Source organism: Dactylosporangium maewongense, assembly GCF_039531485.1.
GTDB lineage: Bacteria > Actinomycetota > Actinomycetes > Mycobacteriales > Micromonosporaceae > Dactylosporangium > Dactylosporangium maewongense.
In genome coordinates this window covers 52,277-77,912 of the sequence record NZ_BAAAQD010000029.1, presented here as the reverse complement: position 1 = coordinate 77,912, position 25,636 = coordinate 52,277, and the positions used below count along the sequence as shown (strand labels likewise).

Annotated in this window: 22 protein-coding genes and 1 pseudogene; 11 read left to right on the top strand and 12 right to left on the bottom strand. The window is 70.8% G+C overall.

Annotated elements, in window-relative coordinates; genetic code table 11:
• Positions 1–68 precede the first annotated feature (68 nt).
• From ABD332_RS48215 to ABD332_RS48175, 9 genes are all read left to right on the top strand, one after another.
• Entirely contained in the window at positions 69–1,295 is a 1,227-nt protein-coding gene (locus ABD332_RS48215; RefSeq protein ID WP_344511770.1) for a toll/interleukin-1 receptor domain-containing protein, read from the top strand.
• The gene (locus ABD332_RS48210; protein ID WP_344511768.1) at positions 1,292–2,236 is read left to right on the top strand and encodes an AAA family ATPase; all 945 of its coding nucleotides are present in this window, start codon (positions 1,292–1,294) and stop codon (positions 2,234–2,236) included. Before ABD332_RS48215 ends, ABD332_RS48210 begins: the two co-directional genes overlap by 4 nt.
• Complete coding sequence (locus tag ABD332_RS48205; RefSeq protein WP_344511766.1) at positions 2,209–3,357, top strand: hypothetical protein; 1,149 nt, start codon at positions 2,209–2,211, stop codon at positions 3,355–3,357. Before ABD332_RS48210 ends, ABD332_RS48205 begins: the two co-directional genes overlap by 28 nt.
• Positions 3,354–4,439, top strand: a complete 1,086-nt coding sequence (locus ABD332_RS48200) for a hypothetical protein (protein ID WP_344511764.1) — start codon at positions 3,354–3,356, stop codon at positions 4,437–4,439. Before ABD332_RS48205 ends, ABD332_RS48200 begins: the two co-directional genes overlap by 4 nt.
• Positions 4,436–9,535: a CU044_2847 family protein gene (locus ABD332_RS48195; protein WP_344511762.1), complete on the top strand. Its 5,100-nt coding sequence runs from the start codon at positions 4,436–4,438 to the stop codon at positions 9,533–9,535. Before ABD332_RS48200 ends, ABD332_RS48195 begins: the two co-directional genes overlap by 4 nt.
• Positions 9,536–9,620: 85 nt before the next feature.
• Complete coding sequence (locus ABD332_RS48190; protein ID WP_344511760.1) at positions 9,621–9,935, top strand: CU044_2847 family protein; 315 nt, start codon at positions 9,621–9,623, stop codon at positions 9,933–9,935.
• Between the two features lie 323 nt (positions 9,936–10,258).
• Positions 10,259–11,278 (top strand): hypothetical protein, encoded by a 1,020-nt coding sequence (locus ABD332_RS48185; protein WP_344511758.1) that lies wholly within the window; start codon positions 10,259–10,261, stop codon positions 11,276–11,278.
• A 148-nt stretch (positions 11,279–11,426) separates the two neighbouring features.
• A complete protein-coding gene (locus ABD332_RS48180) occupies positions 11,427–12,410 on the top strand; it encodes a hypothetical protein (protein ID WP_344511756.1) in 984 nt (327 codons plus the stop codon).
• A gap of 409 nt (positions 12,411–12,819) precedes the next feature.
• Positions 12,820–13,320, top strand: a complete 501-nt coding sequence (locus ABD332_RS48175) for an RNA polymerase sigma factor (protein WP_344511754.1) — start codon at positions 12,820–12,822, stop codon at positions 13,318–13,320.
• Here the strand turns inward: ABD332_RS48175 and ABD332_RS48170 are convergent.
• Entirely contained in the window at positions 13,235–13,948 is a 714-nt protein-coding gene (locus tag ABD332_RS48170) for a TetR/AcrR family transcriptional regulator C-terminal domain-containing protein (RefSeq protein ID WP_344511752.1), read from the bottom strand. The genes ABD332_RS48175 and ABD332_RS48170 overlap by 86 nt on opposite strands.
• Before the next feature lie 101 nt (positions 13,949–14,049).
• On the opposite strand from ABD332_RS48170, the gene ABD332_RS48165 reads away from it, so the two are divergent.
• A complete protein-coding gene (locus ABD332_RS48165; RefSeq protein WP_344511750.1) occupies positions 14,050–14,268 on the top strand; it encodes a hypothetical protein in 219 nt (72 codons plus the stop codon).
• Here ABD332_RS48165 and ABD332_RS48160 read toward each other — a convergent pair.
• The 8 genes and pseudogenes from ABD332_RS48160 to ABD332_RS48125 form a co-directional block, all read right to left on the bottom strand.
• Positions 14,247–14,585, bottom strand: a complete 339-nt coding sequence (locus tag ABD332_RS48160) for a GMC oxidoreductase (RefSeq protein ID WP_344511864.1) — start codon at positions 14,583–14,585, stop codon at positions 14,247–14,249. The two genes, ABD332_RS48165 and ABD332_RS48160, sit on opposite strands and share 22 nt — an antisense overlap.
• Positions 14,586–15,205: pseudogene (locus tag ABD332_RS48155) on the bottom strand (glucose-6-phosphate dehydrogenase); the annotation flags it as partial.
• Positions 15,206–15,410: 205 nt separating this feature from the next.
• Positions 15,411–16,721 (bottom strand): NAD(P)/FAD-dependent oxidoreductase, encoded by a 1,311-nt coding sequence (locus ABD332_RS48150; protein ID WP_344511748.1) that lies wholly within the window; start codon positions 16,719–16,721, stop codon positions 15,411–15,413.
• Between the two features lie 96 nt (positions 16,722–16,817).
• A complete protein-coding gene (locus tag ABD332_RS48145; protein ID WP_344511862.1) occupies positions 16,818–17,150 on the bottom strand; it encodes a molybdopterin-dependent oxidoreductase in 333 nt (110 codons plus the stop codon).
• Positions 17,151–17,330: 180 nt separating this feature from the next.
• Positions 17,331–18,134 carry a hypothetical protein gene (locus tag ABD332_RS48140; RefSeq protein WP_344511746.1) on the bottom strand — a complete coding sequence of 268 codons (804 nt, stop codon included), beginning with the start codon at positions 18,132–18,134 and terminating at the stop codon, positions 17,331–17,333.
• A 317-nt stretch (positions 18,135–18,451) separates the two neighbouring features.
• Positions 18,452–18,790 carry a hypothetical protein gene (locus tag ABD332_RS48135; RefSeq protein WP_344511744.1) on the bottom strand — a complete coding sequence of 113 codons (339 nt, stop codon included), beginning with the start codon at positions 18,788–18,790 and terminating at the stop codon, positions 18,452–18,454.
• A 120-nt stretch (positions 18,791–18,910) separates the two neighbouring features.
• Entirely contained in the window at positions 18,911–19,240 is a 330-nt protein-coding gene (locus tag ABD332_RS48130; protein WP_344511742.1) for an STAS domain-containing protein, read from the bottom strand.
• Between the two features lie 574 nt (positions 19,241–19,814).
• On the bottom strand, positions 19,815–20,942 hold the full coding sequence (locus ABD332_RS48125; RefSeq protein ID WP_344511740.1) for an FUSC family protein: 1,128 nt from the start codon (positions 20,940–20,942) through the stop codon (positions 19,815–19,817).
• A gap of 109 nt (positions 20,943–21,051) precedes the next feature.
• Between ABD332_RS48125 and asnB the strand changes: the two genes are divergently transcribed.
• Positions 21,052–22,902 (top strand): asparagine synthase (glutamine-hydrolyzing), encoded by a 1,851-nt coding sequence (asnB, locus tag ABD332_RS48120; RefSeq protein WP_344511738.1) that lies wholly within the window; start codon positions 21,052–21,054, stop codon positions 22,900–22,902.
• On the opposite strand, the gene ABD332_RS48115 is transcribed toward asnB, so the two are convergent.
• The 3 genes from ABD332_RS48115 to ABD332_RS48105 all read right to left on the bottom strand — a co-directional run bounded on the left by ABD332_RS48115 (position 22,875) and on the right by ABD332_RS48105 (position 25,636).
• Positions 22,875–23,627, bottom strand: coding sequence for a hypothetical protein (locus tag ABD332_RS48115; RefSeq protein ID WP_344511736.1), 753 nt, complete (start codon positions 23,625–23,627; stop codon positions 22,875–22,877). The two genes, asnB and ABD332_RS48115, sit on opposite strands and share 28 nt — an antisense overlap.
• Positions 23,628–23,705: 78 nt before the next feature.
• Positions 23,706–24,722, bottom strand: a complete 1,017-nt coding sequence (dmpG, locus tag ABD332_RS48110; RefSeq protein ID WP_344511734.1) for a 4-hydroxy-2-oxovalerate aldolase — start codon at positions 24,720–24,722, stop codon at positions 23,706–23,708.
• On the bottom strand, positions 24,719–25,636 hold the full coding sequence (locus tag ABD332_RS48105) for an acetaldehyde dehydrogenase (acetylating) (RefSeq protein WP_344511732.1): 918 nt from the start codon (positions 25,634–25,636) through the stop codon (positions 24,719–24,721). Before ABD332_RS48105 ends, dmpG begins: the two co-directional genes overlap by 4 nt.

Sequence of the window (25,636 nt, the reverse complement as noted above, 5' to 3'; positions counted from 1 at the left end):
TAGTCCATGCTGATTGGCGGAAGAACGGCCCCGACACGTCGGGTGCGGACAATTGAAGGGCGAGGTGCGTGGGCGCGAACCGCATTTTCGTCAGCCACACCAACAAAGATCCGGAAGCGACCGTGCTGCTGGAGCAGCTCAAACGGGATCTCGTCGCGAACGGCTTCGAGCCGGTGGTGTCCGACCAGCAGATGACGCTGGGCGAGGTGTGGCAGACGAAGCTGCACAAGGACCTGGACCGCTGCGAAGGTGCCGTGATCATCATTTCCAGGAGCGCGCTGACCTCCGATTCCTGGGTCTATGTCGAGGCGACGATCCTGATGCAGCGCCGGTACGCGACCGACTTCCCGGTCATTCCGGTGATCGCCGGCGAGGTGAGCCGGCAGGAGCTGCGCGACAGCGACCTCGACCGGCTGCGGGTCAGCTCGCTGCACATGCCCAGCCGCGCGGCGAAACATCCGGCCCGCCTTGTCGCCCGGCAGCTGCGCCGGTCCCTGCCGCACCGGCGCCCACTGCAGGTGCTTGAGCAGAAGGTCCAGCATGCGCTGCGGCTGGTACCGGTCGGCGTGCTGGATCTGATGGGCGAGGCCCTCGATGAGGACCTGCGGGGCAAGAGCGAGGAGCAGAAACGCGCCGCGGTCGCGGAGCGGCTCTTCGCCACGGACGTGGCCCGGTTCGTGCGGGCGCTGGAGATGATCTGCAGCCAGAGCAAGGCCGAGGCGGCGGTGATCATCGAAATCTCGTTCCCGTTCGCGTGGGTCGACGGTGAGGCGGCCCGCCCGCTGGTGTCCCGCGACGCCGCCACGCGCTCGTTCGCGCTGAACTCCAACCGGCGGCTGACCGCGAAGATGTACGTGCGGCGGGCCTGCACCGGCCCGGAGACCTACATCGCGGCCGCGCTGCAGCCGAACGTCGAGTCGCCGGACGCGGCGAGCATGCACGCCGTCCGCACGGCGGTGCTCGACGCCCTCGGCTACTGGCCGGACGACAACCCGGCCCAGGAGGCGATCCAGGCGACACTGGCCGCCCACGCCGAAAAGGGCGAGCCGGTCGTCGTGCTGCTGCAACCGCCGGTCGACCCCGACACCCTCGCCGGCATCGCCACCCAGTTCCCGGGCCTCATCTGCCTCATCATGGCGGGCCACCCGCCGCACCGGGAGTTGCCCGCGCAGGTACGTGTGCTGCAACCGCACCTCGACCCTGCGGTCGAGATGGGCTCCCGAGCCGAATACCGCAAGATCATGAAGAAGGCCGGCATCGACGTGCTGGACGACGACCTCGGGAGCCGACCGTGACCGACTCGCGACTGCAGTACCACCGGCTGTTCGACCCGGGCAAGGCCACGCCACCGGAGCGGGCCGACGGCGGCAAGGGCTTCGGCGACCACCGCGAGACCTCGGCGTATGTGTACACCGAGGCGGTGATCCTCGCCGTCAACGTGGCGCTGGCCACCGCCCGGCCGCTGCTGGTGCGGGGCGCGGCCGGCTCCGGCAAGTCCTCGCTCGCCGCGGACGTCGCCGCCAGGAAGCAGTGGGACCTCTACTCGGAGGTCATCTCCTCGCGCACCGAGGCCAAGGACCTGCTGTGGCGCTTCGACGCCCTGCGCCGGCTCCGCGACGCGCAGGCCGGTGACCTCGCCGAGGACCAGCGCCGCTACATCCGCCCCGGCGTGCTGTGGCACGCGTTCGACCCGGCCTCCGCCGCCGGCTTCGGCCCCACGAGCGGCGCGCGGCCGGTCACCGGCGCCGGCGGGGCGGTGGTCCTGCTCGACGAGATCGACAAGGCCGAGCCGGACACCCCCAACGACCTGCTCGTTCCGCTCGGCGCCGGCACGTTCACCGTCACCGACCTCGAACCCGCGCTCGATGTGTCCGTGCAGCGGGCCCAGCAGCCACTGATCATCATCACGACGAACGAGGAGCGGGACCTGCCGCAGGCGTTCGTGCGCCGGTGCGTCGTACTGCACCTGCCGCCGCCCGGCCCGGACCGGCTCGTGGCCATCGCCGCCGCACACTTCGGCAAACAGGGCCGCAAGCTGCACCAGCGGCTCGCGCTGTACTTCGAGGAGGCCCGCGGGCGCGCCGAGTCCGCTGGAGTGGCGCCGCCGAGCACCGCCGAGTTCCTCGACGCCTTGGCCGCCAGCCGGGAGCTGCGGATCGAGGACGACGGTCCGGAGTGGCAGGCGTTGATGCGGGCCACCCTGACGAAGTGGCTGCCCGACGCGGGGACTCCGTGAGCGCCGGCCCGGCCGTGTTCGTCGGCGACCTGCTGCGCGCGATGCAGCGGTTACGTCCGGACCCGGCCGCCGCAGAGGCCATCGCGGAGCTGCTGGGTCTGCGCGGCATCGCCCCGGCCGCCCGCCCGCGGCAGTCGGCGACGCCGGCACCGGCGGCCAGAACGTCTGTTGGTGGCGCCGAGCCGGTCCGGCAGCCACGCCCACCGGGCGTCGCAGAGTCGATCGACCTCGCGCGGGCCATGGCGCCGTTGCCGGCGCCGCCGGCAGCGGCCGGCGCCGCCGAGGTCTCTCCGCGACCGGTCCAGGCGCAGGCGCTCACAGCGCGCCCCGCGCAGCCCCGGCGTGAGGGCGACCGCGTCAAGGCCACCCTCACGATCGGCCCGGTGCTCGGCGCGGCGCTGCTGCGCACGGCCGCCGTCGACCGGTTGGAGCCGGCGGGCCCGGTCGACCTGCCCACCGCCCCGTGGCCACGCCAGGTCGAGCCGCTCGACCCACCGGAACAGGATCTTCCGCCGCCCGCCCTGCCCGACTCGCTGTTCCCCGCGGTGCGCGCGCGGGCCCTGCTGACCGCGGCGCTCGGCGTCGGGCATCCCGACGGCCCACCCGACATCCCGGCAATGGTCGACGCGCTGATCCGCGGGCGGCTGGTCGACCAGGTCCGCCGGCGGCGGCTCAACCTGCGTCTCGGCGCCGAGGTGCTGGTCGACGCGAGCGCCGCGATGACACCGTTCGCGCTGGACGCCGTCGTCCTGCGCGGCCAGATCGAAGGGCTGCTCGGCCCGAGGGTGCGCTTCCTGCGGTTCGTCGGCTGCCCGGTCGGCGGGGCCGGCACCGGCACGGGTCCCCGGCCCTGGCCGGCATACCGGGCACCACTGCTGCCCACCCGGATCCTGGTGGTCAGCGACATCGGCGCCGCACCGGCCGACCTGGCCACACCGGTCGCGGCGTGGCGGTGGATCGCCTTCGCCGCCGCCATCAGGGCCCGGGGCTGCCCGCTGCTCACCCTGACGCCCTACCCGCTGGAGCGGATCCCACCCGACCTGCGCCAGCTGCTCAACGTGGTGCCGTGGCGGGAGACGACGACCGTGCACACCGTCGCACAGATCGCTGGCCGCCGATGACCAGTGCTGCGGCCGCGGACCCCCTGGCCGGACCGGCCCCGGGGCAGCTGCCCACGTCGGCGCGGGCGGCCGTCGACGCGCTCGCCGCCAGGCATCCAGACACTGTGCAGCTCGCGGAGAGCGCCAGCGTTGCCGTGCAGGTGGAGCCCGCACTGCTGCGCCGGCTCCGGGTCGTGCTGCACCGGCGCATGCCGCCCGGGGTGGAGGCGGACCTGTGGTTCAGCCCGCTGGTCCGTAGCGGCAACCACTCCGGCTTCGAGTTGCACTCCGACGTCCGGCTCGCGCTGTTGGAACGGCTCGCCGAGCGCCCCGCCGACCTGCTGGCCAGCTGGAACATCGTGGAACGCATGCACCGCCCGGCCGCGCCGACGCAGCGGCTGGAGGAGGCGCTGACGGTCGCCGTCCTGCGCGGCGACGCCGACCGCGAGGCCGGCGAGCACCTGCTGGCGGTCGCGACCACCATGACGGAGCAGCCGGCACGGTCGCTGCCGCTGGCCAGGTGGGCGGCCGCGGCGATGACCCGGATCCCGCCCGCGGTCTGGCAGGTGCCCGAGGCCTCCCTGCTGGCCATGCTCGTCAGCGCGCGGCTCGACGGGCGGCGCGTCCTGCCCCTCGGCCACCGCCCGCTCGGCGTCGAGGGCTGGGCTCGGCTGCTGCGGCCGTCCGCGCCCGCCGCCGTGCTCCGCGTCGGCCTGCGCTGGATCGACGACGGCCTCGAGCTCAGCGAACCCCCGGCCGCCGGCGCCCAGCTGCTCACGGTGCCGGTCAGCGATCCGGTACTGCTGCATGTGACGAGCCTCGACAGCACCGGCGGCGGGCATTGGCTGGCCCTGGACCGCGGCGCCACCCAGCGGTTCAGCGTGCCGGAGGGCGAGCTGGTCGTCGCCACCACCGACGGCGCGCGGTGGCGCATCGGCCGGGCGAAACTCCGCCCGCAGCCGCACCGGCCGCTCGACCTGATCGAGGCCCGGCACCGTCCGACCGCCCAGGGCCTGCTGCGCACCGCGGCCGTCGCCGACCCGCTGAAGAACATTACCGCCGCCGATGTGACGAACGCCGATGTGACTTGGCCGGCCCGGTGAACCAGCCCGTCGAGGCCATGCCCGGCTACCTCGGCCGCCTGCTGGACGACCGCGGCACGCAGGCCGGGACCGTGTTCCAGCTCCGGCCCGGCATCCTCGTCACCGCCTGGGACCCGCTGGACGCCATCGGTTGCGGCAGTCCCGGCAACGTCTGCCAGGTCCGGGCGCCGGGCAGCGACGATCCACGGCCCGCCACCGTGCACGCGGTCGACGAGCTGCGGAACCTGGCCGTGCTCACCTGCGCCTCGTCGCTGGCCGCCTCCGCCGTCGGGCTGGCCGCTTCGGCGTCGGTGCGGCCCGGGTCCGTGGTGGTGGCCGGATCGCCGCCGCGGCTCGCCGTCTGGCAGGGCCGGGTGGGACGCGCCGACCAGGTCGGGTTCGAGCGGCTGTACGCGCCCGGCGTGATCGCCGCGATGGCCGGCGCGCCGGTCCGCCGCCCGCGCGACGACCGGGTCGTCGGCGTGCTGACCACCCGCTCCGGCGGCGGCTCCTGGACCCGGCTGCGCGACACCGTGTGGGTCGCGCCCGTCGAAGACATCGTTGCCCTGCTGGACGGGCTCGCCGACGTCACGGTGACCGGCGACGGCGCACTGGACGCGTTGCTGTCCATCGACGACACGACGGTCCGGCTCACCGCCCCCGACGTCGACGTGTCCGCCGGGCACCGCGGCGTGCGGCCCGGACTGCGCAACGCGCTGCACGACATGGGCCGGGAGCGGTCCCGCTACCGGCCGACGGCCGAGGTTCCCGGCACGGGCGGCGCACCCGAGATCCGCAACGCGGTGCTGCGCCGGGCCGGGACGCTGCTGGCCCGCTCGTTCCTGCCCCCGGTCGTCAGCGACGCGCTGGCCGCGTTGGTGAGGGGCGCCGACGCCCAGCAGGCCGCACTCCGGCTGGCGATCGACGCCGGGCCGTTCGCCGAGCTGCCGTGGGAGGCCATGCCGGAGCCGGGCTCCGCAATCCCGCTCGCCCTGCATCCACGCGTCTCGGTGTACCGGCAGGGTCCGGCCCGCGAGCCGGCGCCGCTGCCCGGCCCGCTGCGGATCGTCGCGGCCGTCGCCGCGCCGGACGGCCCCGACGCGCTGGTCCGCGACCACGAACGGGAAGTCGGAGCGGTGTTCGACGCCGTCCGCGAGGCCCGCCACGACGCCGCCCAGGTGGTGGTCGTGCCGTACGCCACCACGGCCGCGATCCGGGCCGCCCTCGACGGCCGGGTCCACGTGCTGCACCTGTCGGCACACGGCGCGCCCGGGGTGCTGATGCTGGAGGACGAGGAAGGCGCCCCGCGGCTCGCCGACGCGGCGACGCTGCTGGCCGAGGCGATCCCGCCGGGCGCCGTGCCACCGGTCATTGCGCTCGCCGCGTGTTCCTCCGGCGTCGTTCGCGAGAACTTCGGGCTGTCGTTCGCGGCGGAGCTCACCGCCCGGGGCGCCCACGCGGTGATCGCGACCCAGACCGCGGTGTCAGACCCGTACACGACCAGGGTCTTCGCCCATGTCTACGCCCAGCTTGCGGCCGAGGCGAACTTCGACGTGGTGGCGGCCTTCACGCGAGCCCGCCGGCTGGCGCACGAGGAGCTGGCCGGCTCGCCGGACCCGGCCGACCGGCGGCTGGCCGACCGCGAGGAGTGGAGCGCGTTCACCATCGTGGCCTGCGCGCCCGAGGTACCGGTCGTCGACGTCGTGGCGACCCGCCGGGAGCTGCCGCCGCCGGTGCCGGACGTCGGCTGGCTGCTGGCCCGCCCGGTCGGCGAGTTCGTCGGCCGCCGCGACGAGCAACGCCGCCTGCCGGCCCTGCTGGAGCGCGACGCCACCGCCGGGATGGTGCTGCACGGTATCGGCGGGGTCGGCAAGACCACCCTCGCCGCCGAGCTCGTACGCCGATGCAGTGAGCGGTTCCCCAAGTGGCTGCTGGTGACGTGCGTCGGCGCGGTGAGCGTTGAGCAGGTGTTGAGCGCGATCGCCCAGGCATTGCAGGTGGACGGCGGCGTGCTGCTCGCGCAGTCCGCGCGCGCCCTGCTGCAAGGAAACATCTCGTGGCAGGAACGCTTCGACCGGCTGCGCCGTGAGGTGTTCCTGACCACAGCGGTGCTGCTGGTGCTCGACGGGTTCGACGAGAACCTCGTCCCGGCCGGCGACGGCGGCTGGGAGCCCGGCGAGCCGGTGCTGGCGGCGCTCCTCGCCGAGTGGGTCAAGGGCCCGGGGCGCAGCCGGGTGCTGATCACGTCCCGGCACCGCTTCAGCCTGCCCGGCGGCGTTGAGGACCGCCTGCACTGGCACGACGTCGGTCCGCTGCCGGGCGCCGACGCCGGCAAGCTGCTGCGGTCGCTGAGCGGACTGGGCCGGTACGCCGACGACGCCGATGCCCGGGAGCGGATCTGGCGGGCCGTGGGCGGCCATCCGCGCGCCCTGGAATACGCCGACGCCCTGCTCGCCGGGGGCCTGGGGCGCTTCGTGGACGTGACGAGCCGGCTGCGCGCGGCGGCCACCCAGCAGGCGCTCGCCGGGGACCGTGACCTCGACGGCGCGCTCGCCGACGCGGTCGCCCTCGCCGCCGACGACGCTCGGGTGGCCCACCTGATCGACGGTCTGGAACGGTTCCCCGGCGCGGCCGAGCTGCTGGCCGGGATCAGCGTGTACCGGACGCCGGTGGACGACGACGCGCTGCTGTTCCAGGTCGGTACGCCCACCCCGGGGCAGAACCGTACGGCGCTGGCCGCGGCGATCACCGACGTCCTGCAGTCGCACAGGCTTCGGGCCGAGGACCTGCCCGCCGCACTGGCCCGGACTGAACGGCTGGCCGCCGCTTTTGCCGGGACTGGATGGCTGCCCGCCGCGGACCGCGAGCGGGTCGGCCGGTTGCTGACCGAGTACCACGAGTCCCGACGCCCACCCTTCCAGGCCCAGGCTGACCTGCCGGACCTGCTGTCGCGGCTGATCACCTCGGGTCTGGTGACCCGGGTCCCCGAGGGCCTGGTGATGACCTACCCGTGGGTCTCGGCGGTCCTGCAGGAACGATTGCGCCTCACCGGCCGCCCCCTTGACGTGGGGCACGCCCACCGCGCGGCGGCCCGGTACTGGCGCTGGCGGGTCGAGGTGCGTCCCCAGGATCCGGCCGCCGACCTACGGGACCTGCAGGAGGCCCGCCACCACCTGTTCGAGGCCGCCGACGCCGACGCCGCCGCGGAGATCACCGAGCACATCTGCGCGGCGCTGCACGCCCGCGGCGCCTGGGACCTGGAGAAGAGCCTGCTGCTCGACACGCTGGACCGGCTGCCGGCGGATGCGCCGCGCCGGCCGCTGTTCACCGGGCAGCTCGGCGTACTCGCGCAGGAACGCGGCAATCACGACGAGGCCGACCGCTGGTACCGCCAGGCCCTGGACGGCCTGCTCGACCGGGACGACGAGGCGGGCGTGGCCGGGGTCCGCCGCCAGCTCGGCGCGCTGGCACAGGCACGGGGCAGCGCCCGCGAGGCCGAGGACTGGTACCGCGCGGCCTTGCAGGGCTTCGAGGCGATCGGTGACGTCTCCGGCCAAGCCGGCGTGCGGCATCAGCTCGGCCTGCTGGCCCATGCGGGCGGTCGCGAGCGGGACGCCGTCGAGCGCTACCACGCGGCGCTGCTCGGCTTCGAGGAGCTCGACGACCGGGCCGGCGAGGCCGCCGTGCACCACCAGCTCGGTGTCCTGGCACAGGGGCACGGACGGTTGGACGAGGCCCAGGGCCTGTACGAGCGTGCCGTGCGCACCACCGAGGAGCTGGGCGACCGGCCGGGCCTCGCGGCGGCCCTGCACCAGCTCGCCGCGCTGGCCTCCGAACGAGGGGAAGCCGACGAGGCGGGCCGGCGCCTGCAGGAGAGCCTTGATGTGCTTGCCGCCGACGACGACCGGTCCGGTGCCGCCGCTGGCCAGCACCTGCTGGGCGTGCTCGCCCAGCAGCTCGGCGACTACGACGAGGCGGCGTGGCGCTACGACGCGGCGTCCGGCCTCGCCGGGCAGCTCTCCGACCGGGTCGCCGGTGCCGCCGCCGCCCACCAGCGGGGCGTAGTCGCGCACCTGCACGGTGACCACGCCACGGCCGAACGCTGGTACCTGGAGGCATTGCGCACCAACGACGACGCCAGCAACCTGGGCAGCGCCGGGCACAGCCGGTACCAGCTGGGCAGGCTCGCCCACGACCTGGGCAACCTCGGCGAGGCCGAGGAGCACCACCGGGCCGCGGCGGAGACCTTTGCCGGTCTCGGCCGCTGGGCCCTGGCGACGCGCAGCCACGTGGAGCTGGCCCGACTGGCGAACGAGCACGGCGACAGCTCCGACGCCCGCCGCCGCTTCAACCGGGCCCGCGAACACTTCGAAAGCCTCGAGGACTGGGCCGGCGTCGCCCTCACGCTCATCCAGCTCGGCCGGCTCGCCCAGCAGGACGGCCACAGTGACCTGGCCGAGCGGTACTACGCCCAGGCGCTGGGCATCAGCCAGCGGCTGGACGACCCGCTCGGCACCGCGATTGCGGAGACCCAGCTGGCGCTGCTGGCCGAGGACGACGGCGACCTCACCGCGGCCGTGCGACGGCAGGTGGCGGCGCTGACCATCAGGGCCGACCTGGACATCCCGGACGCGGTGAGCAACGTGGAATCCCTCGTCCGGTTGCGGGCGCGCCTCGGTGCCGGTCAGTTCGACCGGCAGGTCCGCGAGCACTTCACCCCCGCTTCGGCCACTCTGCTGCTGGACCTCATCGAGGAGCGGGCCGCGCTGCTGCCTGCTGCGCCGCCGGCCGGACCACCTGAGCTCGTGCTCCACCCGGCGGCCGGCGGTGTGCCGGTCATGGTGCGGATCTCTCCTGGGGCGCTGCTGGCCGCATCGCCGGACCGCGTTCAGGCACAGCTGCGTGCCGCGTACGAGCAGGCGGAGCGCAGCATCCTCGCGGTGGCCGAGTCCGTGGCCGGCACCATCGCGAGGCTCGCCGGCCCGGGGCCGACATCGGAGCTTCGGGAGGTGCGGGTCGAGTTCGGGGTACACGTGTCAGCGGACGGACAGGCGGAACTCGTGCGTGGCACCGCGCCGGCAACGCTGACGGTCACGCTGACCCATGGTGCAAGGTGAAACGCCGCATCCGGGGATTGTTCAGCGATGACATCTTCTGCGAGAGTCGTCAACTATGGCTGAAGGTCGACCGTATGCACTCACCATGAGATTTGGCACGACCGATGTACTGGTGCAGACCGACGAACCGGAGCCGGTCGCGCGCATTTCGAGCACGCGCGTCACCGCCGACTACGAGGACACCGAGCAGGCGATCCTGGGCGTGGTGAAATCCATCGACGGGACGATCGAGCGGATGTCGGCGCTGTCTGTGCGGCCGAGCCAGGTGCAGGTGCAATTCGGTATGAACGTGCTGCCCAATGGTGAAGCGTTGGTGGCAAGGGGCGCGGGCGATGCACTGCTGACGTTCACGCTGACCTACGCGGCTGCTGATGCTTCACAGGTGAAGTTGGTCGTATAGCACTGCGACGACGTCCGCGGTCGAGCCAGCCGGGCGGTTCGGCGAGCGCTCGTTCCCGAAGCACGCGAGATCGCGGCCCGACGACCGAGCCTGATTGCTGGATTACCAGGCCTCGGCGACTGGATCTCCGCCCGAAACGCCGCCCGCTCCCGCCGTTGCGACCTGCTTGCCCAAGCATGTACGGCCCTTCGGTGGATCCGACTCCAGCCCCTGGCGGCCATACGATTGGACACCCCGTCCGTCCAGGATGTTCGATGCGCCCGTCAATCGTGGTTGTAGGCAGTGGCTCCCTCGACCGCGTATACAAACCCCCGCTGCGTGACGTGGAAGAGCTTCCCGAGGCATGTCAGCAGGTCGGACGCGCGTTGGCCCTCGCGGGGTGCGATCTCGTGGTCTTTTCGAGTGCTGACGATTACGTCGAGAAGGACGTCGTGCACGGTTTTGTCAGCGTCGACGGGCCGGGCCGGGTCGTGGTGCGTACGCCGCAACTGGCGCGGGTCGACTTCAATCTCAGCGAGGAGCAGGCCGCCCGGGTCGAGATCGAAGCGGACACCGCCGACGAGTGGGAAGTGTCCTACTACCGCTCGGTCCACCTGGCCGACGGGCTGGTCGTCATCGGCGGCGGCAGGTCCACCCGGATCGCCGGTGTCCTCGCGATCGCGCAGCGAATCCCGATCTTCGCCCTGGCCGGATTCGGCGGCGGAGCCGCCGTGGTGCGCAACTACCTCGACAAGAGCCGCAACGACGCCACCGCCGAAGACATCGTGCTGATGGGTCGGCCGTGGTCGGCCGACCGCGCCGAGCGTCTCGCGGCGAGTCTGATCGAACAACACCGACGCCGTCAGGCAGCGCTCGCAGCATCAGCGGCCGCAGTCCGCCGACACGGGCGTCGGAGGGTCTTCACCGCTCTGGCCGCCGCAGCAACCACACTGCTTGGGTTGTCGACAGTTCCGCTGACGCAGGTCGGGCTGCCCCGTGCCGCAGCACTGGCGGCGCTCCTCGCCGGACCGATTCTGGCTGCGATCGGCGGCGCGCTGCTACGCGAGACCAAGGACAACCGGCCGCAGCCCGAGCCGTTGTGGTCTGCGGTACGCGGTCTCGGCGCCGGGGCTCTGACGACCACGTTGTACCTGTCGTCGCAACTGCTCACCTCACCCGACCTGGACGCGATGACCCTGGCCGGCATCCGACCGTTCCTACTGCTCATCGCACTCGGCATCGCATCCGGATACACCGTCGACAAGGTGTTCGCCCGGGTGCGACACCTCGACGTCATGCCCACCCAGCCGTTCCCGGACATCAACGCGCGAGCCGCGGCCGAGCCGTCGCAGCAGAACCAGTGAGAGGCAGTGCCTCGCCGACAGGCCCCCGACGTAGAAGAATATCGGCCGCTGTCCTCGGCGCCCGGCGATGCGGAGGTGAATGATGGCCGGATCCCGGCGGATTCTGTATCTTAGGCCGTTCCGCTCGGAGCCGGACCATCATTTGATAGTGGCCCTGTCCGCCATCCTCGCGAAGTTCGGAAGCCTTGTCGCCGTGGGGACCACTGAAGCTAAAAACACTTTGCAGGACTACTGCGAACAGCGCGAAACAGGATCCCCTCCCATCAACATCACTTTCGTGGAATGCACCTATGAGGAGTGGAAGCGGGTCATCCACCATGAGATCAGCACAGCCGACTGCGTGCTGTTGTATATCGCCCCGAAGGAGGACGACTTTCCCACCATGAAGGGCCGTGAGGCGGCATTTCCTCGCATGGAGCGCTACTATTCGTCTCCATTCAAGGACCTGGTCACCGGCTCTGGACTGCTGCGGGAGGTGCTATACCTTGATCGACTTCAAATGATCGAGCGAACGATCATCATTTGCAACGAGGAGGATACCAGTTACATCGAGTCTATGATCGCCCTAACGTCAACCAATACACTGTTCTTCATGTCCACGGCACAGGGTCCTCGCGCCCCGACGCCGAGACTCTGGGCACTGGACAGGCAGCTTGCCCGACTCCGCCATGCTGCAGGTACCGTCCCATTCACCAGCCACGACACGGCTTCCATCCGCTCGCGGTTCGCCTCGAACCTGAGGCGGCAAGTAAAGCGTGCAATAAAGCGGCAATCCGACGGCCACGGCAGGACGGAGGCGATGGACCCATCCGCCCCGCTTCCCATCAACGTCTCCGACGATCCCCGACGCCTGCCCCCCGACGGAGAATTAAAAATTGTCAGCCATACCAACGTTGAAGACCTCATCGTCATTCCCAATGGCGAAATCATGGAAGTACCTCCGCGCAAGGCACAGGACATGCTCAGCGGGCGAGCAACGAGGAAAGGCTGCCCAACCTGCAAAGGTGCCGTTGAAAGGATCTTCTTTTACATCTACGGCCTGAGGTGGAACCCCGACGAACATGTGCGAGCGAAGTGTCAGCGCTGCACGTCGTATCTGATGATTGAAGAGCGCAGGTTGATCGAGGTCTGAAACCTCCTCCACCCGCAGGCGCAGCATGCCATCGCCGCCGTTCGACCGTTGAGCGAACCCAGCGGGGCGGCGATCTGCTGTCGACGGCCGCTGTCGTGACTATTCGGTAGCTTGGGCCGCCGATTCGGCCTGAACCACCCGGCTGCCGTCCTGCTCAGTTCTTCAAAGGCCAGCGTTGGGACCCAACCACCCTCCGGCGGCGTCAGCCCGACCTCCTGATCAAAGATCTCGGCGCGCTTCGCGACGCATACCTGGCAGATGATCGGTCCTGCCTTGGTGGCCACGACTCGGACGTACCGGTTGTGGCGGCCGCAGAGAGAGCACGTGACGTCGCTGAACCGAGACGAATCATCCACCATCCGGCGAGGATAGCCAGCCTCGTCCAACGCGCGTTGTCTTCGGCAGATCAGTGCGTACTGGCCGCATCCTCATCACCCACGGGCCGTCGACGCTCAACCACGCAGCCAAGCTCGGGCGGCCGCTCGGGCCCTACGCCATCCAGGCCGCGATCGCCGCCCATCACTCCCGCACGAGGACCTTCGCCGAGACCGGCCGGGCCGGGGTCGTCGCGTTGTACGACGCACTCGCCCAGGTCGCCCCTTCACCCATCGTCGCCCTGAACCGTGCGGTCGCGCTGCTCTACGCGGACGGGCCGGCCGTCGCGGCGATCGACGCGATCCGGAACGACAAGCGCCTGGCCCGCTACCACCTGCTGGGCGCCGTCCGCGCCGACATCCTGAGCCGTCTGGGTCGGGCAGCCGAGGCCGCAGAAGAGCTCGAACGCGCCGCCGACTCCGCACCGACGCGCCACAAGCAGCTGCTGGTCAGATGGCGAGTATGGCGTCGATGCCACGTTCGAAGAGGTCGTCGTCGTTCCATCGCCCGTCTTCAAGGTGTCCGGAGGCAATGAGGGTGGGGTAGGCGTCGGGATGCGCCAACAACTGGCGCCGGGCTTCGGCCCGCGCCTCGGGATCTTCAGCCTGGCGCCAGGTGGCTTCGGTGATGGCTGCGCCGATCACATAATTGGCCAGCAACCGGGTTATGGCGGCCAACTGGAAGCCGGTGAAACCGCCACGGACGAGCGCCGACTGCAGGAACTCGGTGCGCGCCAAAACGTTAGGACCTAGCATCGGCCTCCCGATCAGACTCGGAGCCCAGGGATGGCGAAGCATGATCGCGCGCCACCTGAACGTCAACGCACGCACGTCATCACGCCAGTCGTCACCGACGTCCGGGAGCGGCATCTCTCCGAAGATGTGGTCCAGGGCCAGGTCCAGGACATCGTCCTTCGTGTTCACGTGCCAGTAGAGCGCGGTCGAGGTCACCGCCAGACGCTGCGCCAGGTTTCGCATCGTCAATCCGTCGATGCCACGCTCATCGAGCAGCGCCGCCGCCACCTCAACAATGCGCTCACGGGTCAGCGGGGCCGCCCGGCGCGGCCGGTCCGGCTCCTGACGCAGCCACACTGCGCCAGCAGTTCCACCACGTCGACCGTTCTTTTCTCCGGCCGACGGCTCACCAAATGCGTTCGCGTCCACTCCCTGATCCTAGTACGGTGTTGAGGTAACTTTACGTCGGTAAGTTGGTATTGCGTTGTTAACTACCCGGCCAGAAGGGATGGTATGAACCAATGCCACTGATGCGGATCCAGCTGGACAGCGACAAGAACACCGCACGCCGCGTACTGGAACTCCACCAGGCGGGAAAGGTGCACCATGAGTCCCGGGACGCCGCACGCGAAGAGGTCTGGCGCCACGGCCGCACTCCCGCCGCTGAACCGGTCTTCGTCGGCACCACCAACGGCGAACCCGTTCGGCTCATCTACGACGTCGAGGTCTACCTGGACATCACGCGTTGAACTACACCCTCCGCGCCCATGCGCTCCAACAGGTGGTCGCCGACCCGCATCGCGTTGGCCATGGCGGCCAGTGCCGGGTTCACCGCCCCGATGCTCGGGAAGAAGCTGGTGTCGACGACGTAGAGGTTCTGGACCTCGTGGGTCTGGCAGTTGGCGTTGAGGACGGAGTTGGCCGGATCGTTGCCGAACCGGCAGGTGCCGGCCTGATGGGCGACGCCGGCCACCGGGATGTCGGACTTCATGTAGGCCCACCGGCGGTCCGCGCCGGCCGGCGCCTCCATCGTGCTCGCCGAGGTCAGCTGCAGCAGGTGGTTCACGACCACGTCCTGCAGCGCGCCGACCTTGTCGTAGAAGTGTCCCCGGTCCTCGACGCCGAAGTTCTCAGCCAGGGTGATCTGCACGTGGGACAGGAAGTTGCGGCTCCACACCGGCTCCAGGACGTAGTTGGCGAACCGGAGGACCAGCACCTCCTCCAGCCCTCGCTTGCCCAGGAAGTGGTCGATCCGGTACAGCTGCGACTCCTGGACGTACTGGTGGAGCTCGGCGGCGAGCTCACGAGCCGACTCCAGGTCGTGGCCGAACGGCTTCTCCACCACCACCCGGCCGCCCGAATCAGGTCGGCCTTGCCCAGCCCCTTGACGGCCGGCCCGAACAGGAACGGCGGGATCTCCAGGTAGAACACCGGCTTGTTCATACCCTTGATCGCTTTGCCCACCTTGTCGTACGTGTCCGGATCGGAGAAGTCGCCGGGTAGGTAGGACATGCGCGACGCGAGCCGGTCGAAGACATCGTTGTCCAGCTTTCCTTCGGTCGCCTCGATCGAGCCCTGGGCCCGCTTGCGCAGGTCGTCGACGCTCCAGTGGTCCACGGCGACGCCCACGACCGGGCAGTTCAGCAGGTTTCTCTTCTCCAACCGGTACAGCGCCTGGAATGTCATCACCTTGGCCAGGTCGCCGGTGATGCCGAAGATGACCAGGGCGTCTGCGTCATGCGTGGTCTTCATGTGGGCCTGCTCAGGAGGTTCTGTCCAAGCACCAACTTTCAACCGGCCCGAGCGGCGCGTGCTTCTGCTGTGTCAGCTCCCACGAGACGCCGCCGGCTCGGCCGGCTCAGGGTCCGCTGCCCGGTCATCCGGCACCGTCCTAACGGGACTGTCCCCAGTGGATTCTCGGCAGCTCGACCTGTTCCGGGTCCAACAGCTCGGCCGAGCGGTGGTGCGGCCGGAAGTAGAACTCCTCGGCCCAGGCCACGAACGCCCTGAGCTCGGCCCCGGCGTTGGCGAGAAGCTCGGCGTGCACGCCCAGCCAGGAGGCGAAGGCGAGCCGGCCGTGCAGCTCGTGCCGGTGCGGGCCGATCTCAGCCACGGCCGCCTTCCGGCCGATCATCGCCATGATTCCCTTGTCGCGGTAGTGGAACGATTCCCGGCCCGTGCCGCCGATGTCGCCGATGATGTTCTTCGCCGCCCAGGCGCCTGACTGCTGGGCGACGCTGCCCAGCTGGGGCAGGGCCCGCTCGTCCCCGTGAGGGATGTTGGCGACGTCCCCGACGGCGAAGACGTTCGGATGCCCGGGCACACTCAGGTCGGGCCGCACGTCGATGCGCCCGCCCCGGCCCTGACCGATGCCGGCGTTGCCCGCGATCGCGGAGGCGCTTTCCCCGCCACCCCAGATGACAAGGTGGGTCGGGATTGTGGTCTTGTCCCGCAGCGACACGTGGTCGCGCGCCACCTCCGTCACGGCGGTGCCGAGCCGGAGCTCGACCCCGCGCTGCTGGAGCTGCGTGGCCGCGTATGTGTGCGACTCGTCGCTGAACGGGGCGAGCAGGGCCCGGCCGAGGTCGACCAGGATGATCCGCGCGCCGGCCACTGCGAGGTTCGGGTAGCGGTGTGGCATCACGTCATAGACCAGCTCTGACAACGCGCCAGCGATCTCCACCCCGGTGGGCCCTCCGCCCACGATGACGAAGTTGAGCGCGCCCTCGTCGATGAGTTCCGGCTTGGCGGACGCGTCGGCGAACAGCTGCAGCACCCGCTCGCGGACGCGGCGCGCATCAGTGAGGCTGTAGAGCGGAAACGCGAACTCCTGGGCGCCGGGAGTGTGGAAGAAGTTCGGCTGCGCCCCGGCGGCCAGCACGAGGTAGTCGCCGGTGATGGTCCCGCCGTCGGAGAGGGTAACGCTGCGCTGGTCCGCGTCGGCGGCGACCACCTCCGACCGCACCAGAGTCACGGCGTCCTGGCCGCGGAACACCTCGGTGTGGTCGAACGCCATGTCCCGGCCGGCCAGCTCCGCGGTGGCCACCTGGTAGAGGAGCGGCTGGAACTGGTGGTACCCGTTCTGGTCCACGAGGGTCACCCGGGTCCGTGAGTCCTCGGCCAGCACCTTCGCGCAGGCCACGCCGGCGAAGCCGCCGCCGACGATCACGATGTGAGTGCTGGAGCTCCTGTTCGATTCCATTCGCGGCACCGTCCGGTCGTGGTGCTGGTTGTAACGACGCCCTACCCAAGCGCCTGGCGAACAGTCCCACCCGGAGCATTCCCTAGCGGCTGCCGTTCAGATAGGCATGCGGTACCCATAGAACTCGTGGTCCTCGTTGTAGCCGCTCTGTCCCGCGCCGAGATGTTCGAAGCTCTCGACGAACTCGATGGCCTGGACCCATGTGACCTGCTTGAAGCCGAGCTCGAGCTCGTTTCGCAGCCGCAGTGGGGCACCGTGCAGCTCGTTGAGCGGCGCGCCGTTCATCTCGTAGGCGAGAATGGTCAGCTCGTGGCCCATGTGTTCGATCTTGTGGGCGTCGTAGTACAGGCCTCCTTCGCCGCCTGCACCGAAGGAGTAGAACACGACGAAGCGCGCATGGGACGATGGCTTTCTGCACCACCCGGGGATAGCGCAGCGTGAGCGGTGAGGCGGCCCACCAGGCAGCCGCGACGACGGCCATCCAGATGACGTACAGCCACCATCCGGTTCAAGAGGCGATGTTCCGGCCGGTGGTGATGTGATTGAGGTTCACCAGCAGTCCGGTGATCCAGACCATGAGGGTATGGACGAAGATGAACCCGACAAAGATCACCATGAAGCTGAAGTGGACGATGCGGGCCGTCTGGCGGTTGATCCGGCCCCAGCCCAGCCCAGCCCGAACTTGGCGGCGATGGCGGGCGCCTGCAGCAGGCCGGTGACGAACGCCAGCGGCGCGGCGATGAAGACCGCGACGAAGTAGGCAAGGATCTGCAGCCCGTTGTACTGCGTCCAGCCCTTGTTCGCCGGAAACTGCAGCGACCCGTACTGGATGGCGGTCGAGATCGCGTTGGGGATGACGCTCCAGTTCGTCGGCACCACCCGCGCCCACTGGCCCGTGGTGAAGAGCAGGACGTAGAACACCACTCCGGTCAGGATCCAGAGGAAATCGCAGCTGAAGTGCCACCAGCGGGCCAGGCCGATCGAGTGCCGTATCCCCGGGATGCCGAGCCAGCGGGGCAGGGTGACCGCGTCGTCCTTGGCGGTCCACGCACGCTCGGGCGGAACCTGGGCCATCCGGTCCGGCGGCACCGGTCCGCGCAGCCGCAGCAGCTCCCGGCCCGGCGTGGACCCGGCGTCTGTTTGCAGCCGCGGGTGGTCGGCCAGGATCTGTATCCCGGACCGGATGATGAACAGCATGAACAGCAGGTTCAGGAAGTGCAGGATGCGCAGCCACAACGGGAACCCGGTGGTGACCGGCGGCTGGAAGTCACCGGTCCCGGGATGACTGGCGATCCAGCTCTGCACCGCCGGATAGGTGCGCAACTGCTGGCACACCGCGATCCCGATGACCAGCCCCACGATGCTGATCGGGATCAACCAGGCGGTGCTGTACCAGCGCTTGCCGATGCGCACTTCGGGTATCCGCGCCCTGATCGGGGGGATCCGCCTCGACCACTCCGCGACGACGACGCGGTCCTCGGCGGAGCTGAGCCCGGCCGCCAGTGGATCTGGAGTGCCAAGAGGGTCAGGAGATGCAGCGCTGGCTGCCGCGCGCGCCTGGTCCGGCCCTGTCCCCTCCGCCAGGTCGACCCGTCTGCCGACTCATGCGAACCTCTTCACCAGAAGTAGTTGGAGATTCACTTTCCGTGAGATCATGAATTCGGGCCGCGAATTCCGGTCCGAGAACAGGCCGGGTTAGCTGCGTCATGAGCGGATCAACGCTGACGCGGTCACCGTGTGAGAACAATGACGACGCTGCCCGGCGTGCCCGCGACGGCGGCCGGACTCCGGGTTCCGTCAGACGCCTCTTGGCCGGTGCCGGCGCTGTCCGGCGGCTGGATGCGTTCTGATTCCTCGTCGTCGATAGCAGACCGTCCCGCCACCCGTACGCATCGAGGGCATCCATGCGGTCCGCCGGGCGTCTGTGCACCGATCCAGCCGTGCCGGCTGAACAGGCTCCAGGTCAGTGTCCAGGAATGCAGACTGGCGCCGAGATGATCCACAACCAGCCCGCAGCAGTCGCACACCAGGCTGAAATCCGTGCCGTCCTGTGTGTGCAGCACCGTCATGCGAGGCCCCGCCCTTCCGGTCACGGGCGGTCTGCGAACGACGGCGATCCGCCCCGTGCATGTCATGCTCACCGGAGCGCATGGCGGTCGCCCATCGGAATTGTGACGATCGTACGACGCTTACCGTGACGGCTCACCCGGCGCCGGCGCGCCTCCGCCGACCATCTCGGGCAGGGCATCCGGTCCGGACAGCTGCACCAGGTGCCGTATCTGCGTCGACGGTCCCAGCAGGGTCAGCCGTCCGCCGAGGTCGCGCAGCCGGCGGTGCAGCTCGACGAGGAGGTCGACGCCGGCCGCGTCGACCGACGGGCACCGGGCGAGGTCGACGTGCATGTGGATCGGCCGCCGACCCAGCGCGCCGGTGAGCATCGTGATGTACAGCGCCAGGTGCCCCATGTCGCGGGGATCCTCGACGACCGCGTCGAACCGTAGCGAACGGCCGCGGGTCATGCCGTGTCTGCCCGGTCCGTGGCGAGCACGGCGATCACCGTCGCGACGGTCCGGCGGTTCGGGCGCCACCGGCGCCGCCCGGCAGACAAGGCCCACGGCACCGGTCGTGGTGTCGCTACCGGTTCGTACCGGCGGTGAAGGCGCGACGGGGCGGTTCTCGGCACCGTCGTCGGCACGCTCACATCGGCCGTGTCCGGATCCGGGGCGGCACCGTGCTCGGCCAGTGCCTCGCGCGGCAGCTGCGCCACGTGATGGCTGGACGGCCGCTCCTGCGGACCATTGGACAGGCATCGGTCGCACAGCCGGTACCGGCCGCCGATCAACGGCATGACGTCGACACCCCCAGGTCTTGCTGCACGGCGTGGCTCCGCCCGGAGCCGCTGTCGCGATCCTCGCCGCGCGGCATGGCGGGCGCTCCTCATTCGTGTGACAGTTGTGCGACGAGGCAGGGCCGGCTGCCTCCACACCGCCCGGCCGACTGGGTTCTCCCGCCGGACATCCCGCGACCGCTGGGCGACCGAAGTTCCGATTCCGGGGAGCGGCCGGCAACGCGAACATCTGTCGTCCGGACGACCTACTCGCCGGCAGCCGGCCGAGTCGTGGCCTCGCGCCGGCGGGCCTCGGCCGCCTCGAGCACCATCCGGTTGGCGGTATCGGCGTCGCAGCCCGTGCTGCGGATCTGGTCGCTAGCGATCGTCCGCAGCTGGGTCACCATCCCCTGCCCGAACTGACCAAGGCCGCTCTCCGACGCCCGCCCAGCCAGGCGCGCCACGTCGCAGGCCGCCGCCCGAATCGGGGTCAACTGCCTCCCGCGGGGGCCGGCTCGCCGCGCGGCCCGGACCGTCGCAGCGACCGCGGCCACCGCGTCCCGGAGTGGTCCGGGCACCCGCTCGCCCTGTTGCAGGCCGTTGGCCGCCCACCGGGCCAGCTCCCGGCACTCCAGCACGATCGGGTCCAGGTGGTCGATCGCGTGCCGGTACCGCTCGACGTCGCTGCGGCGTTTCCACCGCGCCGGCGCGAGCCTCACCACCTCCTCGGCCCCGTTCATCGCCTCGTGCATCCGCCCGAGGTCTGGCTCGAGGGCCCGCAACCGCTCCAGTGCCTGGACCGCGAGGTCCGGCTCATGCTCGTCGAGCGCCCGGGCGACGCGGTCCAGCTCGGCCGCGAGGGTCCCGACGATCGGGGCGGCGGCCCGGTCGAGCACCCGCATCGGGTTGAGCGGCAGCAAGAGCGCCACCACGACGAGCCCGACGACGGCCCCGACGACGGACTCCTCGATCCGCTGCCACCGTACCGCGGGCGTCGCCGCCGACAGCGTGGCGATGAGCACCGCGGAGCTGCCGGCCTGGGCGACGAGCGCCCCGCTGCGCCCCACCATGAACAGCGCGAACCCGACCGATAAGGCGACCACGAGCCCGGTCTGCCACGGCCCGTACCCGATGAGCAGCAACAGCCCGTCACTGACGAGAATGCCGATCGCGACGCCGACCAGCAGCTCGACGGTGCGCCGTGCCCGCTGCCCGAGCGCCGCGACGATGGTGCCGACGGCCGCGCTGGGCGCGAACACAGGCGTCGCGACGCCGAGCAGGCCGTGTGCCACCTCCCACGACACCGCGGCAGCCAACCCGCACTGCAGGGCGATCAGCGCCGTGACCTCCAGCTGCCGCAGCCGGGCCTGCCGAGCCTCCCGGAAGACACCCACATGGCCGCCTACCCCTGGCTCGGCGCGGCGAACCGCGGGGACATGCCGCGCGTGGCAAGCCAGGCGTTGCGGGCGATTGTGCCCGGCGTTGGACGGGTACGGGCCAACCATGTGCGGAATTGTCGGATGGGTCGCGTATGACCGGAATCTCGTCCATGAGCAGTCGGCGCTCCGGGCCATGACGGCCACCGCCGCGCTCCGCGGACCCGATGCCGAAGGGCTTTGGCTCGATCAGCACTGCGGCTTCGGCCATCGCCGGCTGGCCGTGATCGACCTGGCGGGCGGCGTCCAGCCCATGCTCGCCGAAGAGGACCGGCAGCCGACCGTCGCCCTCACCTACAGCGGGGAGGTCTACAACTACCGGGAGCTGCGCGCGGAGCTGCGCGCGCTCGGACACGACTTCCGGACCGACTCCGACACCGAGGTCGTGCTCCACGCCTACCTCGAGTGGGGCGAGGATTTCGCCGAACGGCTCAACGGCATGTACGCCTTCGGGGTGTGGGACGGCCGCCAGCAGCGCCTGTTGCTGGTCCGGGACCGCATGGGGGTCAAGCCGCTGTGCTTCCATCCGACGCCGGACGGGGTGCTCTTCGCCTCGGAGCCGAAGAGCATTCTGGCCCATCCGGACGTGTCGGCCGAGGTGGATTTTGACGGGCTGCGGGAGCTGCTGGCGCTGGTGAAAACGCCGGGGCACGGCGTCTATCGCGGGGTGCGCGAGGTCCGGCCGGGTCACGTTGTCGTCGTTGACCGGGATGGAACTCGGACGCGCCGCTACTGGGGGCTGTCGGCGCGGCCGCATACGGATGACCTCGACACGACCGTACACACCGTGCGAGACCTGCTGGAAGACATCATCCGTCGGCAGTTGATAGCGGATGTACCGCTGTGCACCCTGCTGTCCGGTGGGCTCGACTCGTCGGCGGTCACCGCGCTCGCCGCTCTCGGGTTGCGGGAACAGGGGCTCGGGTCGGTGCGCTCGTTCGCGGTCGACTTCGTCGGGCAGACTGAGCACTTCCACCCGGACGCGATGCGGCCGGAGCCGGACACGCCCTACGCCCACGAGGTCGCCAAGCACGTCGGCTCCCAGCACGCCGACATCGTGTTGAACAGCGGCGATTTGACGGATTCGTTGTACCGCACGGAGGTCATGGTCGCCAACGACATCCCGACCAGCCTCGGCGACCTGTACACCTCCTTGTTCCTGCTCTTCCGCGCGGTGCGGGAGCACTCGACCGTCGCGTTGTCCGGCGAGTCGGCGGACGAGGTGTTCGGCGGGTACCGCTGGTTCCACGACCCCACCGCGGTCAACGCCGACGGGTTCCCCTGGCTGACCGCGCTGCCGGATCGACCGGGCAGCGCACAGGGGCTGTTCGCCCCGGAGTTGGAGCGCGCGCTGGATCTGGACGGGTACCGGGACGCCGCCTATCGGCAGGCACTGGCCGAGGTCGATCACCTGCCCGACGAGTCGCCGGCCGAGCACCGGATGCGCGAGATCTCCTATCTGCACCTGACCCGATTCCTGCAGATCCTGCTGGACCGCAAGGATCGGATGAGCATGGCGCACGGGCTGGAGGTCCGGGTGCCGTACTGCGACCACCGGCTGGTGGAGTACGTCTACAACACGCCGTGGTCGATGAAGGCATTCGACGGCCGGGAGAAGAGCGTGCTGCGCGCCGCCGTCGCCGACCTGCTGCCCGAGTCGGTTCTGCGCCGGCGGAAGAGCCCGTACCCGTCGACGCAGGATCCGGTGTACGAACAGACGTTGCGCCAGTCGTTGATCGAGGTCGTCGACGACCCGCAGGCACCGATCGCGGACCTGATCAACCCGCCGCGGATCCGCGAGACGCTGGCCGCCCCGCTGGAGGAGAGCGGGTTCGGGATGAGCCGGCGGTCGGTCGAGCTGCTGCTCGGCCTCAACCTGTGGCTGCGCCGCTACCCGGTCCGGCTGGCGCTCACCTGATCGAGGAGAGCCGCGAGCGCAGGGCCGTGCCGACGGGCGGCGAACCGGGACAGTTCCCGCGCCACCAACGGCCGGTACCGGGCGGGCTGTTCGGTGAGCATCCTGTGCAGTCCGGCCAAGGCCCGCCGGCGCACCGGCTCGACCCACTCGACGGCCCGCTCGGCGAGGAACGGTACGTACTCGGGCCGCGGTCGTTCGACCATCGCCGACACTGCGGCTTCGCACACGTGGCCGTCGGGGTGCAAGCTGGCGAGGGCCCGGGTCACCGGGTTGGGACACTTGCGTAGCCGGTCGGCGAAGGGTTGCAGCTCGCGCCGGAGGTCACCGCGCCGGGCGTGGAAGAACAGCCCGTCGATCAGCGCCGGCCGGCTGCTCAGTTGCGCGAGCGCGATCGGTGACCGTCGGCGCAGCGCGGCCAGCAGTTGCCGGTAGCCGTCGAGGTCGTGCCGGGCGGGGCGTTCCGTGAGCCGCCGGAACCGGTCGGCTCGATCCTGCCGGCGTGCGGCGACCCACCTGTGTGCCTGCATGGGGCCCAGCACGACGACGGCGCCGATCGCCAGACAGACCGTGGCGAGTCCCGGGTCGTTCACCCAGATCCGGGCGAACCTGATGACCTGCCACAGGCCCGCCGACATCACCACCCCGATGAGCACCACCGCGACCGCCACCGCCGCCCGGTCTCCCCAGGACGACCTCGCGGCACCGGATCTCGTGCGGGCAGGCATGCGTCGGACCGTACGCGACACGAACTCCCTCAGTCGACAGCCGCCACCTGAGCGCCGCCCGGACCGGACGCCCAGGCGTCAGGCTGACGTGCGGACAGCCGTCATCTCCAGCGCGATGTCGACCAGCATGTCCTCCTGTCCGCCGACGAGCCCGCGCCGGCCCGCCTCCATGAGCAGGCTGCGCGGGTCGACGCCGTACGTCGTCGCCGCCGCTTCCGCGTGGCGCAGGAAGCTCGAGTACACCCCGGCGAACCCCAGCGTCAGGGTCTCCCGGTCGACCCGCACCGGCCGGTCCTGCAGCGGCCGCACGAGGTCGTCGGCCGCGTCCTGCAGCGCCAGGAGGTCACAGCCGACGTCCCAGCCCCGCAGCGTGGCCACGGCGACGAACGGTTCGATGGGGCAGTTGCCCGCACCGGCGCCCTGGCCTGCCAGGGACGCGTCGACGCGGTACACCCCCTCCTCCACCGCGGCGAGGGAGTTCGCGACCGACAGCGACAGGTTCTCGTGCGCGTGGATGCCGACCTGCGTGCCGGCGCCGAGCACCTCCCGGTAGGCCCGGACCCGGGCCCGCACGTCCTCGGTGGTCAGCCGGCCGGCGGAGTCGGTGATGTAGACGCAGTGCGCGCCGTAGGACTCCATCAGCCGGGCCTGGGCGGCCAGCTCGGCCGGCTCCAGCATGTGGCTCATCATGAGGAAGCCGGAGACGTCCATCCCGAGGTCGCGGGCCGCGCCGATGTGCTGGGCGGCGACGTCGGCCTCGGTGCAGTGCGTCGCGACCCGCACCGAGGTGACGCCACGGGCGTGGGCCTCGCGCAGGTCGGCGACGGTGCCGACGCCGGGCAGCAGCAGCGTGGTGATCGTCGCCCGGGACGCGGCGGCGACGGCGGCGTCGATCCACTCCCAGTCGGTGTGGCTGCCGGGGCCGTAGGTGAGGCTCGACCCGGCGAGTCCGTCGCCGTGGGTCACCTCGATCGCTGCCACGCCGGCGCGGTCCAGCGCGCCGACGATCGCGCCGACCCGCTCCGGGCTGATGCGGTGGCGGATGGCGTGCATCCCGTCCCGCAGGGTCACGTCCTGCAGATACATCCCGGTCACGCCGCCACCCCCAGCGCGATGCGCTCGGCGACCCGCATCGCGGCCGAGGTCATGATGTCGAGGTTCCCGGCGTACGCCGGCAGGTAGTGCGCCGCGCCCTCGACCTCCAGGAACACGCTGACCTTCCAGCGGGCCCCGTCGGGCGCGAGGAGGCGCACCTCGTCCGGGTCGACCGCGGTGAACTGCACCGCCTGCTTGAGCCGGTACCCCGGAACGTACGCGGCGACGTCGGCGACCATCCGCTCGATCGACGTGCGGACCTCGTCGTGGTCGGCGTCGCCGATGAGGCACAGCACGGTGTCGCGCATGATGAGCGGCGGGTCGGCCGGGTTGAGGATGATGATCGCCTTGCCGCGGCGGGCCCCGCCGACCGACTCCAGCGCGTGGGCGGTGGTCTCGGTGAACTCGTCGATGTTGGCCCGGGTCCCGGGGCCCGCCGAGCGCGACGCGACGGTGGCGACGATCTCGGCGTAGGCGACCGGTGTGACCCGGGAGACGGCCGCCACGATCGGCACCGTCGCCTGGCCCCCGCAGGTCACCATGTTGATGTTCGGCGCGGCCAGGTGCTGCTCGAGGTTGACCGGCGGGATGACGAACGGGCCCAGCGCCGCCGGGGTCAGGTCGATGATCCGCCGGTTGTGCGGTGCCAGGGCCGCGGCGTTGGCGAGGTGCGCGGCGGCGCTGGTCGCGTCGAGCACGATCTCGACCGAGCCGAACTCCGGCATCCGGATCAGGCCGTCGACCCCGTCGGAGGTGGTGGCCACGCCCATCCGGCGGGCGCGGGCCAGTCCGTCGGACCCGGGATCGATGCCGACCATGGCCGCCACCTCCAGCGGTCCCCCGGCGCGCTTGATCTTGATCATCAGGTCGGTGCCGATGTTGCCCGATCCGATGATCGCTACGTGGTGAGCCAT

Bases quoted from the DNA above. Each gene is read 5' to 3' on its own strand.
- ABD332_RS48200 (WP_344511764.1), top strand. From the start codon at position 3,354: ATGACCAGTGCTGCGGCCGCGGACCCCCTGGCCGGACCGGCCCCGGGG.
- ABD332_RS48190 (WP_344511760.1), top strand. From the start codon at position 9,621: ATGAGATTTGGCACGACCGATGTACTGGTGCAGACCGACGAACCGGAG.
- ABD332_RS48165 (WP_344511750.1), top strand. From the start codon at position 14,050: ATGCGGATCCAGCTGGACAGCGACAAGAACACCGCACGCCGCGTACTG.
- ABD332_RS48150 (WP_344511748.1), bottom strand. From the start codon at position 16,721: ATGGAATCGAACAGGAGCTCCAGCACTCACATCGTGATCGTCGGCGGC.
- ABD332_RS48135 (WP_344511744.1), bottom strand. From the start codon at position 18,790: ATGACGGTGCTGCACACACAGGACGGCACGGATTTCAGCCTGGTGTGC.
- ABD332_RS48130 (WP_344511742.1), bottom strand. From the start codon at position 19,240: ATGACCCGCGGCCGTTCGCTACGGTTCGACGCGGTCGTCGAGGATCCC.
- asnB (WP_344511738.1), top strand. From the start codon at position 21,052: ATGTGCGGAATTGTCGGATGGGTCGCGTATGACCGGAATCTCGTCCAT.
- ABD332_RS48115 (WP_344511736.1), bottom strand. From the start codon at position 23,627: ATGCCTGCCCGCACGAGATCCGGTGCCGCGAGGTCGTCCTGGGGAGAC.
- ABD332_RS48105 (WP_344511732.1), bottom strand. From the start codon at position 25,636: ATGGCTCACCACGTAGCGATCATCGGATCGGGCAACATCGGCACCGAC.